The 15,228-nt window shown below is 55.3% G+C and carries 19 protein-coding genes; all 19 read right to left on the bottom strand.

Annotated elements, in window-relative coordinates:
• Positions 1–4: 4 nt before the first annotated feature.
• The 19 genes from rplE to rpoC all read right to left on the bottom strand — a co-directional run bounded on the left by rplE (position 5) and on the right by rpoC (position 15,179).
• The gene (gene rplE, locus HU218_RS03805; protein ID WP_174873614.1) at positions 5–544 is read right to left on the bottom strand and encodes a 50S ribosomal protein L5; all 540 of its coding nucleotides are present in this window, start codon (positions 542–544) and stop codon (positions 5–7) included.
• Between the two features lie 9 nt (positions 545–553).
• Entirely contained in the window at positions 554–868 is a 315-nt protein-coding gene (gene rplX / locus HU218_RS03800) for a 50S ribosomal protein L24 (RefSeq protein ID WP_174873613.1), read from the bottom strand.
• 11 nt (positions 869–879) lie between these two features.
• Positions 880–1,248, bottom strand: coding sequence for a 50S ribosomal protein L14 (rplN, locus tag HU218_RS03795; protein WP_174873612.1), 369 nt, complete (start codon positions 1,246–1,248; stop codon positions 880–882).
• A gap of 172 nt (positions 1,249–1,420) precedes the next feature.
• Positions 1,421–1,684 carry a 30S ribosomal protein S17 gene (gene rpsQ / locus HU218_RS03790; protein WP_174873611.1) on the bottom strand — a complete coding sequence of 88 codons (264 nt, stop codon included), beginning with the start codon at positions 1,682–1,684 and terminating at the stop codon, positions 1,421–1,423.
• A gap of 1 nt (position 1,685) precedes the next feature.
• Positions 1,686–1,874: a 50S ribosomal protein L29 gene (gene rpmC, locus HU218_RS03785; protein ID WP_174873610.1), complete on the bottom strand. Its 189-nt coding sequence runs from the start codon at positions 1,872–1,874 to the stop codon at positions 1,686–1,688.
• Positions 1,874–2,290: a 50S ribosomal protein L16 gene (gene rplP / locus HU218_RS03780; protein ID WP_088965559.1), complete on the bottom strand. Its 417-nt coding sequence runs from the start codon at positions 2,288–2,290 to the stop codon at positions 1,874–1,876. The genes rpmC and rplP overlap by 1 nt, the downstream gene beginning before the upstream one ends.
• On the bottom strand, positions 2,274–2,978 hold the full coding sequence (gene rpsC, locus HU218_RS03775; protein ID WP_174873609.1) for a 30S ribosomal protein S3: 705 nt from the start codon (positions 2,976–2,978) through the stop codon (positions 2,274–2,276). Before rpsC ends, rplP begins: the two co-directional genes overlap by 17 nt.
• 10 nt (positions 2,979–2,988) lie before the next feature.
• Positions 2,989–3,318, bottom strand: a complete 330-nt coding sequence (gene rplV / locus HU218_RS03770) for a 50S ribosomal protein L22 (RefSeq protein ID WP_017507371.1) — start codon at positions 3,316–3,318, stop codon at positions 2,989–2,991.
• A gap of 9 nt (positions 3,319–3,327) precedes the next feature.
• The gene (gene rpsS / locus HU218_RS03765) at positions 3,328–3,606 is read right to left on the bottom strand and encodes a 30S ribosomal protein S19 (protein WP_017507372.1); all 279 of its coding nucleotides are present in this window, start codon (positions 3,604–3,606) and stop codon (positions 3,328–3,330) included.
• A 13-nt stretch (positions 3,607–3,619) separates the two neighbouring features.
• Positions 3,620–4,447 carry a 50S ribosomal protein L2 gene (gene rplB, locus HU218_RS03760; RefSeq protein ID WP_174873608.1) on the bottom strand — a complete coding sequence of 276 codons (828 nt, stop codon included), beginning with the start codon at positions 4,445–4,447 and terminating at the stop codon, positions 3,620–3,622.
• Positions 4,448–4,458: 11 nt separating this feature from the next.
• Positions 4,459–4,767: a 50S ribosomal protein L23 gene (gene rplW / locus HU218_RS03755; protein WP_174873607.1), complete on the bottom strand. Its 309-nt coding sequence runs from the start codon at positions 4,765–4,767 to the stop codon at positions 4,459–4,461.
• Positions 4,764–5,384, bottom strand: coding sequence for a 50S ribosomal protein L4 (rplD, locus tag HU218_RS03750; protein WP_174873606.1), 621 nt, complete (start codon positions 5,382–5,384; stop codon positions 4,764–4,766). Before rplD ends, rplW begins: the two co-directional genes overlap by 4 nt.
• Positions 5,384–6,028: a 50S ribosomal protein L3 gene (rplC, locus tag HU218_RS03745; RefSeq protein ID WP_174873605.1), complete on the bottom strand. Its 645-nt coding sequence runs from the start codon at positions 6,026–6,028 to the stop codon at positions 5,384–5,386. The genes rplD and rplC overlap by 1 nt, the downstream gene beginning before the upstream one ends.
• Positions 6,029–6,171: 143 nt before the next feature.
• Positions 6,172–6,483 carry a 30S ribosomal protein S10 gene (gene rpsJ / locus HU218_RS03740; RefSeq protein WP_017507377.1) on the bottom strand — a complete coding sequence of 104 codons (312 nt, stop codon included), beginning with the start codon at positions 6,481–6,483 and terminating at the stop codon, positions 6,172–6,174.
• A 20-nt stretch (positions 6,484–6,503) separates the two neighbouring features.
• Positions 6,504–7,694 (bottom strand): elongation factor Tu, encoded by a 1,191-nt coding sequence (tuf, locus tag HU218_RS03735; protein WP_174873593.1) that lies wholly within the window; start codon positions 7,692–7,694, stop codon positions 6,504–6,506.
• Between the two features lie 72 nt (positions 7,695–7,766).
• Positions 7,767–9,866 carry an elongation factor G gene (gene fusA, locus HU218_RS03730; RefSeq protein ID WP_174873604.1) on the bottom strand — a complete coding sequence of 700 codons (2,100 nt, stop codon included), beginning with the start codon at positions 9,864–9,866 and terminating at the stop codon, positions 7,767–7,769.
• A gap of 27 nt (positions 9,867–9,893) precedes the next feature.
• Entirely contained in the window at positions 9,894–10,364 is a 471-nt protein-coding gene (gene rpsG, locus HU218_RS03725) for a 30S ribosomal protein S7 (protein WP_174873603.1), read from the bottom strand.
• A 101-nt stretch (positions 10,365–10,465) separates the two neighbouring features.
• Positions 10,466–10,837, bottom strand: coding sequence for a 30S ribosomal protein S12 (gene rpsL, locus HU218_RS03720; RefSeq protein ID WP_174873602.1), 372 nt, complete (start codon positions 10,835–10,837; stop codon positions 10,466–10,468).
• Positions 10,838–10,988: 151 nt separating this feature from the next.
• Positions 10,989–15,179, bottom strand: a complete 4,191-nt coding sequence (gene rpoC, locus HU218_RS03715) for a DNA-directed RNA polymerase subunit beta' (RefSeq protein WP_174873601.1) — start codon at positions 15,177–15,179, stop codon at positions 10,989–10,991.
• Positions 15,180–15,228 lie beyond the last annotated feature (49 nt).

Here is a 15,228-nt window from a genome sequence, read left to right as displayed (position 1 = left end):
GTGCTTAGCCCTTAAACGGGAATTTGAACGCAGCCAGCAGAGCGCGGGCTTCTTCGTCAGTCTTCGCGGTGGTGGTAATGGTAATGTTCATACCACGCAGAGCATCGATCTTGTCGTACTCGATTTCCGGGAAGATGATCTGTTCCTTGACGCCCATGTTGTAGTTGCCGCGGCCGTCAAAAGACTTGCCGGACACACCACGGAAGTCACGAACGCGCGGCAGCGCGATAGTAACCAGGCGATCCAGGAATTCATACATACGTTCACGACGCAGGGTAACTTTGCAGCCAACCGGGTAGTGATCACGGATCTTGAAGCCAGCGATGGACTTGCGAGCAGTGGTCACGACCGGCTTTTGACCGGCGATCTTTTCCAGATCACCAGCGGCGTGGTCCATTACTTTCTTGTCGGCAACAGCCTCACCAACACCCATGTTCAGAGTGATCTTTTCAATGCGCGGCACTTCCATTACGGACTTATAGCCGAACTGCTTGATCAGCTCAGGAACAACGGTGCTTTTGTAGAAATCATACAAACGTGCCATTTTTGCTCCTTACGCGCCGACGATTTCGCCGGTGGACTTGAAGATGCGCACTTTTTTGCCATCTTCCAGCACCTTGAAACCAACGCGATCAGCTTTTTGGGTCGCGGCATTGAAGATCGCCACGTTGGACACGTCCAACGGCATGGTCTTCTCTACGATGCCACCAGCGATACCACGCACCGGGTTCGGCTTCTGGTGCTTCTTGGCGATATTCACGCCTTCAACTACCAGCTTGCCTTCCAGGACGCGCAGAACTGCGCCACGCTTGCCTTTGTCTTTACCGGCGATTACTACTACTTCGTCGCCTTTACGAATCTTACGCACTGGTTCTCTCCTTACAGCACTTCAGGAGCGAGCGATACGATCTTCATGAAGCGCTCGGTACGCAGTTCACGCGTAACGGGCCCGAAGATACGTGTACCGATCGGCTCAAGCTTGTTGTTGAGCAGAACTGCGGCGTTGTTGTCAAATTTGATCAGGGAGCCGTCCGGACGACGAACACCCTTGGCAGTGCGCACAACTACGGCGTTGTACACATCACCTTTTTTGACACGACCACGCGGTGCTGCATCCTTGATGCTCACCTTGATGATGTCACCCACGCCGGCATAGCGACGCTTGGAGCCGCCCAATACCTTGATGCACATTACAGAACGCGCACCAGTATTGTCTGCAACATCCAAAATGGACTGCATTTGAATCATGTGATTACCTTTCTATCCAACTTAATTCCGCCTCTTTCCCTCCCAAAGATGAAGGAAACGCCGCAATAATTTGCGGCGTGTCTAGCGGCCAGTCTTGGACCCCGTCAGGGATGATTTCGAGGGAACCCTCGAAAACAACCATTATACAGAGGGGCGAACCCCTCTGCAAGCCTTACACTTGACGAGCTTTCTCGACAAGTGCAGTTACTGCCCAAGCCTTGGTTTTAGAAACCGGACGAGTCTCGCTGATTACTACTACATCACCAACGTTGTACTCATTGTTTTCGTCATGGGCATGGAACTTCTTGGAGCGACGGATAACCTTGCCGTAGATCGGGTGCTTAACTTTGCGCTCGACCAGAACGGTTACGGTTTTGTCCATCTTGTCGCTGACAACTTTGCCAGTCAGCGTACGAACAACTTTAGTTTCGCTCATCTTATGCAGCCTTCTCTTTCAGAACGGTGCGAACACGCGCGATATCACGACGCACACGCTTCAGCTCGCTGGTCTTAGCCAGTTGCTGAGTTGCATGCTGCATGCGCAGCGCGAATTGAGCCTTCAGCAGACCGAGCAGCTCGGCCTTCAGCTCATCAACGCTCTTGGCTTTCAGTTCAGTCGCTTTCATTACTGACCCACCTGTTTAGTCACAAACACCGTCGGAATCGGCAGCTTGGCTGCAGCCAGACGGAAGGCTTCACGAGCAAGCTCTTCAGCCACGCCATCCATTTCGTACAACATCTTGCCCGGCTGGATTTCGGCTACGTAGAACTCCGGAGAACCTTTACCCCCACCCATACGTACTTCAGCAGGCTTGGAAGTGATCGGTTTGTCCGGGAATACTCGGATCCAGATACGGCCGCCACGTTTGATGTGACGAGTCATTGCACGACGGGCAGCTTCAATCTGACGAGCAGTCAGACGACCACGGCCAACGGCCTTCAGACCGAAATCGCCGAAGCTTACCTTGTTGCCACGAGTAGCCAGACCGGTGTTACGGCCTTTGTGCTGTTTGCGGTACTTGAGTCTAGTTGGCTGCAGCATTTCGAGCTCCTGCCTTACGCGGTTTCTTCTCAGGTGCAACCGGCTGAGCCTGAACCTGGCCAGGCTTCACATCACCCTTGTACACCCATACCTTGATACCGATCACACCGTAGGTGGTGTGAGCTTCGGAAGTAGCGTAGTCAACATCTGCACGCAGAGTGTGCAGCGGTACGCGACCTTCGCGGTACCATTCGCTACGAGCGATATCGATACCGTTCAGACGACCGGAACTCATGATCTTGATACCTTGGGCGCCCATACGCATGGCGTTCTGCATGGAACGCTTCATGGCGCGACGGAACATCACACGCTTCTCCAGCTGGGAAGCGATGCCGTCGGCGATGATTTGCGCATCAACTTCCGGCTTGCGGATTTCTTCGATGTTCACATGAACCGGCACGCCCATACGAGCTTGCAGTTCTTTCTTCAGAACTTCGATATCCTCGCCCTTTTTACCGATCACAACACCCGGACGGGCACTGTGAATGGTGATACGGGCAGATTTAGCCGGACGCTCAATCACCACGCGGCCAACGGCAGCGTGAGACAGCTTCTTCTTCAGAAACTCGCGCACTTCGATATCTTGCTTCAGTTGGCCGGCAAAATCCTGCGAGTTTGCGAACCACTTGGAAGCCCAGTTTTTGGTTACTGCAAGACGGAAACCCGTCGGATGAATCTTCTGACCCATAGCTTGCCCCTTAGTTGCCCACGCTCAGCGTGATGTGGCAGGTCTGCTTTTCGATGCGGTTACCGCGACCTTTAGCACGAGCGGTGAAACGCTTCAGGCTCGGACCCTTGTCCACGTAGATGCTGGTCACTTTCAGTGTATCGATGTCCGCGCCTTCGTTGTGCTCAGCGTTGGCAATTGCGGATTCCAATACTTTCTTGATCAGTGCAGCACCCTTCTTGGGGCTGAAGGTCAGAATGTTCAGTGCCTGACCAACGGACTGACCGCGGATCAGATCTGCAACCAAGCGGCATTTTTGTGCCGAAAGGCGTGCATTGTTCAGTTGTGCAGAAACTTTCATCGCATCACCTTATTTCTTCTTGGCCTTCTTATCAGCCGCATGGCCTTTGAAGGTACGAGTCAGCGAGAATTCACCAAGCTTGTGACCAACCATGTTCTCGGAAACGTACACAGGAACGTGAGTACGGCCGTTATGAACAGCGATAGTCAGACCAATGAAATCCGGCAGGATGGTGGAGCGGCGAGACCAGGTCTTGATCGGGCGCTTGTCGTTTGTTGCACGCACCGCATCCACTTTCTTCAGCAGGTGGAGATCAACAAACGGGCCTTTTTTAAGCGAACGTGCCATAACTCTTTACCCTTTATTTGTGAAAGCGACGGCGTACGATCATATTGTCAGTACGCTTGTTGCGACGGGTACGGAAGCCCTTAGTCGGGGTACCCCACGGGCTAACAGGCACGCGACCTTCGCCAGTGCGGCCTTCACCACCACCGTGCGGGTGATCCACCGGGTTCATGGCAGTACCACGAACGGTCGGACGAATACCGCGCCAGCGGTTTGCACCAGCTTTACCGATCTTACGCAGGCTATGCTCTTCGTTACCCACCTCGCCAACAGTGGCGCGGCAGTCAACGTGCACCTTACGGATCTCGCCGGAGCGCAGGCGCAGCTGGGCGTAAACGCCTTCGCGAGCCAGCAGCATGGCGGAAGAACCAGCAGAGCGAGCCAGCTGAGCACCTTTACCCGGCTGCAGTTCGATGCAGTGGATAGTGGTACCAACCGGGATATTGCGGATCGGCAGGGCGTTACCAGCCTTGATCGGGGCTTCTGCACCGGACATCAACTCGGCACCAGCCTTAACACCGCGCGGAGCGATGATGTAGCGGCGCTCGCCGTCTGCGTAGCACAGCAGGGCAATGTGAGCGGTACGGTTCGGGTCGTATTCGATACGCTCAACAGTCGCAGGAATTGCATCCTTATTGCGACGGAAGTCAACGATACGATAGTGCTTCTTGTGACCACCACCCTTATGACGGGTAGTGATGTGACCGTTGTTGTTACGGCCAGCGGTAGAGTTTTTCTTCTCTACCAGTGCTGCGTACGGCGCACCTTTGTGCAGATCCGGGCTTACAACCTTCACTACAGCGCGGCGGCCAGCAGATGTGGGCTTAACTTTTACGAGAGCCATGCTCTATCTCCTTACTCCGCAGAGGCCGGGGTGGCAGTCAGGTCAATCTCTTGACCCGGAACCAGGCTTACATAAGCCTTTTTCCAGTCCTTACGGCGGCCAACAAAACGGCCGAAGCGCTTGGTTTTGCCTTTAACGTTGAGAGTGGAAACACCTTCAACCTTAACGTTGAACAGCAGTTCAACAGCAGCCTTGATTTCCGGCTTGGTCGCATCGGTAGCAACACGGAAAGCAACTTGCTGGTTTTTCTCAGCCAGCAGAGTGCTCTTCTCGGATACGATCGGCGCCAGAATTACTTGCAGCAAACGTTCCTGGTTCATACCCATTGCTCCTCGAGTTGCTTCACGGCATCACGGGTGATAACCACTTTGTTGAAGCGAACCAGGCTGAACGGATCAGCTTGTTGGGCTTCAATGACCAGCACGTTCGGCAGGTTACGGGAAGAGAGATAGAGGTTTTCGTCGAGCTCTTTGGTGATAATCAGAGCACGATCCAGACCCAGCGACTTAACCTTGGCCGCAAACTCTTTGGTTTTCGGCGAGGCAACAGTCAGTTCGTCAACCACGATCAGACGCTCGTCGCGCACCAGCTGCGACAGGATCGAAGCCATACCGGCGCGGTATTGCTTACGGTTAACTTTCTGGGTGAAGTTTTCGTCCGGCTTGTTCGGGAAGGTGCGACCACCACCACGCCATAGCGGGGAGGAAGTCATACCAGCACGAGCGCGGCCAGTACCTTTCTGACGGAAAGGCTTTTTGGTGGAATGCTTAACTTCAGCACGAGTCAGCTGTGCACGGTTAGCGCTACGGGCATTGGCCAGGAAGGCAGTTACAACCTGATGAACCAGTGCTTCATTGTAGTCACGTGCAAACAGTGCTTCAGAAGCCTGCAGGGCTTCAACCTGCTGCCCTTGAGCATTGATTACTTTCAATTCCATTATGCACCTGCCTTCACGCTAGGACGCACTACCACGTCACCGTTCTTGGCACCCGGCACAGCGCCTTTTACCAGAATCAGTTGACGTTCCGCATCGATACGAACCACTTCCAGGCACTGAACAGTGCTCTTCACGTTACCGTATTGACCAGCCATGCGCTTACCCGGGAAAACGCGACCCGGATCTTGCGCCATACCGATCGAACCCGGCGAATTGTGGGAAACGGAGTTACCGTGGGATGCGCGGTTAGACGAGAAGTTGTGGCGCTTGATGGCACCAGAGAAACCTTTACCTTTGGAGGTACCGGTTACGTCTACCAGCTGACCAACTTGGAAAACTTCAACCGACAGCTTGTCACCCACATTCAGGGTAGCCAGTTGCTCGGCAGTCAGAGCGAACTCACGCATAGTGCGAGCAGCTTCGATACCAGCTTTGGCAAAATGACCAGCTTCAGCCTTGTTTACACGATTGGCTTTGCGGGAACCAGCTGCAACCTGAACAGCTACATAGCCATCAGTGTCAGCAGTTTTAATTTGCGATACGCGGTTAGCGGACATATCCAGCACAGTTACCGGAACGGTAGCACCGTCTTCGGTAAAAATGCGGGTCATGCCGACTTTGCGACCGACCAGACCTAAAGTCATGTTTATTTCCTTTACAGGCGCCGATTACGATTGACCGGCTTGCTCAAAAGAAAAGCGGACTCATCAAAATGATGAGTCCGCGACTGTATCACAGAAAAATCAATGCTTGCAAGCACTTAGCTCACAAACATCGATTTCCGTAATTATTGCAGCTTGATTTCCACATCCACGCCAGCCGGCAGATCCAGCTTCATCAGCGCATCAACGGTCTTGTCGGTAGGATCGACAATATCCATCAGACGCAGATGGGTGCGGATTTCCAGCTGATCACGGGAAGTTTTGTTCACGTGCGGGGAACGCAGCACGTTGAAACGCTCGATTTTGGTCGGCAGCGGAACCGGGCCCTTAACAACAGCACCAGTGCGCTTAGCGGTTTCAACGATTTCCTGAGCAGAGCGATCGATCAGGTTGTAATCGAAGGCCTTCAGGCGGATGCGGATTTTCTGGCTTTGCATAATGTAGTCTCCGCGTCCGATTAGGCGATGATCTTGGCAACAACGCCGGCGCCAACAGTGCGGCCACCTTCACGGATTGCGAAACGCAGACCATCTTCCATAGCGATCGGAGCGATCAGTTCTACGGTGATTTCTACGTTGTCACCCGGCATTACCATTTCCACGCCTTCGGCCAGTGCGATCGCACCAGTCACGTCGGTAGTACGGAAGTAGAACTGTGGACGGTAGTTAGCGAAGAACGGAGTGTGACGACCACCTTCATCCTTGCTCAGTACGTATACGGAAGCCTGGAACTTGGTGTGCGGGGTAATGGAACCCGGCTTGGCCAGAACCTGACCACGTTCAACGTCTTCACGCTTGGTACCACGCAGCAGCACGCCCACGTTGTCGCCAGCCTGACCCTGATCCAGCAGCTTGCGGAACATTTCCACGCCGGTGCAGGTGGTCTTGGCGGTTGCTTTCAGACCAACGATTTCCAGTTCTTCACCAACTTTAACGATACCGCGCTCAACACGACCGGTAACAACAGTACCGCGGCCGGAGATCGAGAATACGTCTTCGATCGGCAGCAGGAACGGCTTGTCAATCGCACGCTCCGGAGTCGGGATGTAGGAATCCAGCGCGTCGGCCAGACGGAAGATCGCCGGCTCGCCGTATTCGGACTGATCGCCTTCCAGCGCCAGACGAGCGGAACCAGTAACGATCGGAGTGTCATCGCCCGGGAAGTCGTAGGAAGACAGCAGATCGCGCACTTCCATTTCAACCAGTTCCAGCAGCTCAGCGTCGTCCACCAGATCGGCCTTGTTCAGGAACACGATGATGTACGGAACGCCAACCTGACGGGACAGCAGGATGTGTTCGCGAGTCTGCGGCATCGGACCGTCAGCAGCGGAACATACCAGGATCGCGCCGTCCATCTGGGCAGCACCGGTAATCATGTTCTTAACGTAGTCAGCGTGACCCGGGCAGTCTACGTGTGCGTAGTGGCGGGCTTCGGTTTCGTATTCTACGTGTGCGGTATTAATGGTAATACCACGAGCCTTTTCTTCCGGCGCGCTGTCGATCTGGGAGTAGTCTTTAGCTTCGCCACCGAACTTCTTGGACAGAATGGTGGTGATAGCAGCGGTCAGAGTGGTTTTACCATGGTCAACGTGACCGATGGTGCCGACGTTTACGTGCGGTTTGGTCCGCTCAAACTTTTCTTTTGCCATTTTGCAAAAATCCTTAATTAAAGAACAAACAGTTAGAAGGTTGGCCGAAGCGGCCAACCTTCATTGCGCCAATTACTTACGAGCAGTCATCACTGCGTCAGCGACGTGCTTCGGAGCCTCGGAGTAGTGCTTGAACTCCATGGAGTAGGTCGCACGACCCTGAGTAGCGGAACGCAGATCGGTGGAGTAGCCGAACATTTCTGCCAGCGGCACTTCAGCCTTGATCTTCTTGCCACCCAGACCGTCGTCATCCATACCCAGAACAATGCCACGACGACGGTTCAGGTCGCCCATAACATCGCCCATGTACTCTTCCGGAGTTTCGACTTCTACGGCCATCATCGGCTCGAGAATGCACGGACCGGCACGGCGCATGGCTTCTTTGAAAGCAATGGAACCGGCCAATTCAAATGCGATCTGCGAAGAGTCAACATCGTGGTAGGAACCGAAAGTCAGACGTACAGTCACGTCAACTACCGGGAAGCCTGCCAGGATACCGTTGTTCAGCGAGTTGCGAATACCCTTGTCAACGGAAGGAATGAATTCACGCGGAATCACACCACCCTTGATCTCGTCGAAGAACTGGTAGCCCTTGCCTTCACCGGACGGTTCCAGAGTAATCGTACAATCACCGTACTGACCCTTACCGCCGGACTGCTTGGCATGCTTACCCTGCACGTCGGTAACGGTCTTGGTGATGGTTTCGCGGTAGGCAACCTGCGGGGCGCCTACGTTGGCCTCAACACCGAATTCACGCTTCATGCGGTCAACCAGAATTTCCAGGTGCAGTTCACCCATACCGGAAATAATGGTCTGACCGGATTCTTCGTCGGTACGCACGCGGAAGGACGGATCTTCCTTGGCCAGGCGGTTCAGGGCAACACCCATCTTTTCCTGGTCAGCCTTGGTCTTCGGCTCAACAGCAACGTGAATCACCGGATCCGGGAATTCCATGCGCTCGAGAATCAGCGGAGCATCAACGGCACACAGGGTTTCACCGGTCGTCACTTCCTTCAGACCAATACCTGCTGCGATGTCGCCGGCACGTACTTCGGTGATTTCCTGACGGTCGTTAGCGTGCATCTGCACGATACGGCCGATACGCTCTTTCTTGCCTTTAACCGAGTTCAGCACGGTATCGCCGGAGTTAACCACACCGGAGTACACGCGGAAGAAGGTCAGCTGGCCAACGTACGGGTCGTTCATCAGTTTGAACGCCAGTGCCGAGAACGGGGCCTCATCGGAAGCTTCGCGAGTGGTCGGAGAGCCGTCTTCCAGCTCGCCCGGTACCGGCGGAACATCCAGCGGCGACGGCAGCAGTTCAATCACGGCATCCAGCATGCGCTGAACACCCTTGTTCTTGAACGCGGAGCCACACAGCATCGGCTGGATTTCGCAACGCAGAGTACGTTCACGCAGACCACGGATGATTTCTTCCTCGGACAGGGTTTCGCCCTCGAGGTATTTGTTCATCGTGTCTTCGTCGACTTCAGCGGCAGCTTCAACCATCTTTTCACGCCACTCTTCAGCAACGGAAACCAGGTCAGCCGGAATTTCGCCGTATTCGAACTTCATGCCCTGGGATGCTTCATCCCAGATGATGGCCTTCATCTTCAGCAGATCAACCACGCCAGAGAAACCATCTTCAGCACCGATAGGCACCACGATAGGTACCGGGTTACCACGCAGGCGAGTCTTCACCTGTTCTACCGCACGGAAGAAGTTGGCACCTTGACGGTCCATCTTGTTCACGAAAGCGATACGCGGAACCTTGTACTTGTTAGCCTGACGCCATACGGTCTCAGACTGCGGCTGTACACCACCCACCGCGCAGTACACCATTACCGCACCGTCCAGTACGCGCATGGAACGCTCCACTTCAATAGTGAAGTCCACGTGACCCGGGGTGTCGATGATGTTAAAGCGGTGCTCCGGGAACTGCATGCCCATACCTTTCCAGAAGGTAGTGGTCGCAGCGGAGGTAATAGTAATACCGCGTTCCTGCTCTTGCTCCATCCAGTCCATGGTGGCGGCGCCATCATGCACTTCACCAATTTTATGGTTTACACCGGTGTAGAACAAAATACGTTCGGTAGTCGTGGTTTTACCAGCATCAATGTGAGCCGAAATACCGATATTACGGTAGCGCTCAATTGGGGTCTTTCTAGCCATGGCCAGAATCCTTTCGCAGGATGGTGATTAGAAGCGGAAGTGAGAGAAGGCCTTGTTGGCTTCTGCCATACGATGCACTTCGTCACGCTTCTTCATCGCACCGCCGCGGCCTTCGGCTGCGTCGATCAGTTCGCCTGCCAGACGCAGGTCCATGGACTTCTCACCACGCTTACGGGCAGCATCACGCAGCCAACGCATTGCCAGAGCCAGTCGACGGGACGGGCGTACTTCAACAGGAACTTGATAGTTAGCACCACCTACACGGCGGCTCTTCACTTCAACGATCGGCTTGGCATTGGAGATGGCGGTGTTGAACACTTCAATAGCGTTCTTGCCAGTTTTTTTCTCGATTTGCTCGAGAGCGCCGTAAATGATGCGTTCGGCAACAGACTTCTTACCGTCGATCATTACAACGTTCATAAACTTGGTCAGATCCTGGCTACCAAACTTCGGATCCGGCAGGATGTCGCGCTTGGGCACTTCTCTGCGGCGTGGCATAGTATTTCCTTTAAATATTCAGTTGAGCGATTTGCTCGCGACCACCCAGTTGTGGCAGTCACTTACTCAACGGCACAAGGCCGCTGTGCAGTCCTAGTAAATTACTTAGGACGCTTGGCGCCGTACTTGGAACGAGCCTGCTTACGATCTTTCACGCCAGCAGTATCCAGAGAACCGCGAACGGTGTGGTAACGCACACCTGGCAAGTCTTTTACACGACCGCCACGAATCAGCACTACGGAGTGTTCCTGCAGGTTGTGGCCTTCACCACCGATGTAGGAAATCACTTCGAAACCGTTGGTCAGGCGAACCTTGCACACTTTACGCAGTGCGGAGTTCGGCTTCTTCGGTGTAGTGGTGTAAACACGGGTGCACACGCCACGCTTCTGCGGGCAGGCTTCCAGTGCAGGCACCTTGCTCTTCGTGGTCACCGCAGTGCGGCCCTTGCGAACGAGTTGGTTAATGGTTGGCATTACTATCAGTTCCTAGTTGATACTCTTGGCGGCACCATACCACCAAGAGAGTCCGCGATTATATTTTGGTCAATAGCAAGCGTCAATGAAAAAACGCTGCCCCAGCAACGTTAACCGTTGATAGGACAGCGTTTTTTGTAGCTAACGCAAATTACAGGGTTGCGTCGCCAGCTTCTACCGGTGCTTCCAGGCTACCGAACTCCAGCCCGGTCTCGCTGCCGCCGAGGCGGCGACGGTTACGATGGTAGGCCAGGCCGGTACCAGCAGGGATCAGACGGCCAACGATCACGTTCTCTTTCAGACCACGCAGATCGTCCTTCTTGCCCATGATTGCCGCTTCGGTCAGTACGCGGGTAGTTTCCTGGAAGGAAGCCGCGGAGATGAACGAGTCGGTGGACAGCGAAGCCTTGGTAATACCCAGCAGCACGTTTTCATACTGCGCCGGCAGCTTGCCTTCTTCAGCCATGCGGTCATTGGTTTCCAGCACTTCCGCGCGTTCAACCTGTTCACCCTGGATGAAGTCGGTATCACCGGAGTCGATGATGATCACACGACGCAGCATCTGGCGAACAATAACCTCGATGTGCTTGTCGTTAATCTTCACACCCTGCAGACGGTAAACTTCCTGTACTTCCTGGCTGATGTAGCGCGCCAACGCTTCGATACCCTGCAGACGCAGGATGTCGTGCGGATCAACTGCACCGTCAACAATCAGTTCGCCACGGTTTACCACCTGACCATCGTGCACCAGCACGTGCTTGTCTTTCGGGATCAGGCTTTCGTAGCCGTTACCGTCAAGATCGGTAATGATCAGACGCTGCTTGCCCTTGGTGTCCTTACCGAACGATACGGTACCGGTGACTTCGGCCAGCATACCGGCATCTTTCGGCGAGCGGGCTTCGAACAGCTCGGCTACACGCGGCAGACCACCGGTAATATCGCGGGTCTTGGACGATTCCTGCGGAATACGTGCCAGAACTTCACCCTTACCGACTTCCTGACCATCGCGCACGGTAATGATCGCGCCTACCTGGAAGGTAATGGACACGGAAGCATCGGAACCTGCCAGCTTCACTTCGTTACCATTGTCGTCCAGCAGTTTCACCAACGGACGCAGCATCTTGGACTGTGCCGAAGCGCGACGTTTGTTGTCGATAACTACCAGCGTGGACAGACCAGTTACTTCGTCGGTCTGCTTGGCAACGGTTGCACCCTCTTCCACGTTTTCGAACTTCACGCGGCCAGCGTACTCGGTAATGATCGGGCGAGTATGCGGGTCCCATGTCGCCAGAACGGCACCGGCCTTGATGGACAGACCGTCGGTCACCATCAGGGTGGCACCGTACGGCACCTTGTGACGCTCGCGCTCACGGCCGGCATCATCGTGGATCACCACTTCACCGGAACGGCTGATCACGATCAGCTCGCCTTTGGTGTTAGCCACATAACGCATCTGGCTGGAGAAGCGTACGGTACCGTTGGACTTACCTTCAACCTGGCTGGCAGCTGCATTTCGCGATGCCGCACCACCGATGTGGAAGGTACGCATGGTCAGCTGGGTACCCGGCTCACCAATCGACTGCGCAGCGATAACGCCGACCGCTTCACCGGCGTTCACGCGCTTGCCGCGCGCCAGGTCACGGCCGTAACACTGGGCACACAGGCCATAGCGGGTTTCGCAGGTAATGGCAGTACGTACCTTGACTTCATCGATACCCAGATTGTCGATCTGATCAACCAGACTTTCGTCCAGCAAGGTGCCGGCTTCGATCACGGTTTCGCTGGTGGACGGATCCACCAGATCGGTCGCCGTTACGCGGCCAAGGATACGGTCGCGCAGCGGTTCGATCACATCGCCGCCCTGTACCACCGCCTTCATGGCAAAGCCGTTGCTGGTACCGCAATCGTCTTCGATAACCACCAGATCCTGGGTCACGTCCACCAGACGACGCGTCAGGTAACCGGAATTCGCCGTCTTCAGTGCCGTATCCGCCAGACCCTTACGTGCACCGTGGGTGGAGATAAAGTACTGCAGAACGGTCAGACCTTCGCGGAAGTTGGCGGTAATCGGGGTTTCAATAATGGAACCATCCGGCTTGGCCATCAGGCCACGCATACCAGCCAGCTGCTTGATCTGTGCCGCGGAGCCACGGGCACCGGAGTCGGCCATCATGTAAATCGAGTTGAACGATTCCTGATCGACTTCGTTACCTTCGCGATCGATGGTTTTCTGCTTGGACAACTCGTCCATCATCGCCTTGGCGATCTTGTCACCAGTACGGCCCCAGATATCCACTACCTTGTTGTAGCGTTCACCCTGGGTCACCAGACCCTGGCGGTACTGTTCTTCGATCTCTTTCACTTCCTTCTGGGCATCGCCCAGCAGGTCGAACTTCTTGGCCGGAATCTGCATATCGTCCACGCAGATGGAAATACCACCGCGGGTCGAGTAGGCAAAACCGGTGTACATCAGCTGGTCGGCGAAGATCACCGTGTCGCGGATGCCGCAACGACGGAAGGAAGCGTTGATCAGCTTCGAAATTTCTTTCTTCTTCAGCGCCTTGTTGATGTGCTCGAACGGCAGACCCTTAGGCAGGATCTCCGACAGGATGGCGCGGCCAACCGTGGTCTCGTAACGCTTGATCACCGGCTGGAATTCGCCCTGCTCATCACGCACCCATTCTTTCAGGCGGACAGTGATGCGCGTGGCCAGCTCAACCTGACGGGTCTCGTAGGCACGATGTACTTCGGCGGTGTCGGCAAAGAACATGCCTTCGCCCTTGCCGTTGATCTTGTCGCGGGTCATGTAGTACAGACCCAGCACGATATCCTGCGACGGCACGATGATCGGCTCGCCGTTGGCTGGCGACAACACGTTGTTGGTCGCCAGCATCAGGGTGCGGGCTTCCATCTGCGCTTCCAGCGACAGCGGCACGTGAACGGCCATCTGGTCACCGTCGAAGTCGGCGTTGAATGCCGCGCAGACCAGCGGATGCAGCTGGATGGCCTTGCCTTCGATCAGTAGCGGTTCGAATGCCTGGATACCCAGACGGTGCAGCGTCGGCGCACGGTTCAGCAGTACCGGGTGTTCGCGAATTACGTCTTCCAGGATGTCCCAAACTTCCGGCACTTCCTGTTCAACCAGTTTCTTGGCCGCCTTGATGGTGGATGCCAGGCCCAGCACTTCCAGCTTGTGGAAGATGAACGGCTTGAACAGTTCCAGCGCCATCTTCTTCGGCAGACCGCACTGATGCAGACGCAGGGTCGGGCCCACGGTAATCACGGAACGACCGGAGTAGTCAACACGCTTACCCAGCAGGTTCTGACGGAAACGACCGCCCTTACCCTTGATCATGTCGGCCAGCGACTTCAGCGGGCGCTTGTTGGCGCCGGTCATGGCCTTGCCGCGACGACCGTTATCCAGCAGCGAATCAACCGATTCTTGCAGCATGCGCTTCTCGTTGCGCACGATGATGTCCGGTGCGCGCAGCTCCAGCAGACGCTTCAGACGGTTGTTACGGTTGATGACGCGGCGGTACAGGTCGTTCAGGTCGGAGGTCGCAAAACGACCACCATCCAGCGGCACCAGCGGACGCAGTTCCGGCGGCAGCACCGGCAGCACTTCCATGATCATCCATTCCGGCTTCATACCGGAGCGCTGGAATGCCTCCAGCACCTTCAGGCGCTTGGCGATCTTCTTGATCTTGGTATCGGAGCTGGTGGCTTCCAGTTCGCGACGCAGGGTCTCGATTTCACCGGCCAGATCCAGCTTCTTCAGCAGTTCGCGCACGGCTTCGGCCCCCATCAGGGCTTCGAACTCTTCGCCATGCTGATCCAGCTTGTCGAGGTAGTCTTCTTCGCTCAGCAGCTGGCCGCGCTGCAGGCTGGTCAGCCCCGGCTCGGTCACCACGAATGCTTCGAAGTACAGCACGCGCTCGATGTCGCGCAGCGTCATGTCCAGCACCATACCCAGACGGGATGGCAGCGACTTCAGGAACCAGATGTGCGCAGTCGGGCTGGCCAGCTCGATGTGGCCCATGCGCTCGCGGCGCACTTTGGACAGGGTAACTTCCACGCCGCACTTCTCGCAGATCACACCGCGATGTTTCAGGCGCTTGTACTTACCGCACAGGCATTCGTAATCCTTCACCGGGCCGAAAATGCGGGCGCAGAACAGGCCGTCGCGTTCCGGTTTAAAGGTACGGTAGTTGATGGTTTCAGGTTTTTTTACTTCACCGAACGACCAGGAACGGATCGTATCCGGGGAGGCGATGCCGATCTTAATCGCATCAAACTCTTCTTCTTGCGTAACTTGCTTAAAGAGATCGAGCAGAGCTTTCATTGCGTCTCCATTCAGGCAGACGCTTGCGGCCAACGTTGGCCGCAAGCAT

The sequence above is a fragment of the Vogesella oryzae genome (assembly GCF_902829295.1).
GTDB lineage: Bacteria > Pseudomonadota > Gammaproteobacteria > Burkholderiales > Chromobacteriaceae > Vogesella > Vogesella oryzae.
Note: the sequence above shows the minus strand (reverse complement) of the source record. Positions and strands in the feature narration are given on the sequence as shown.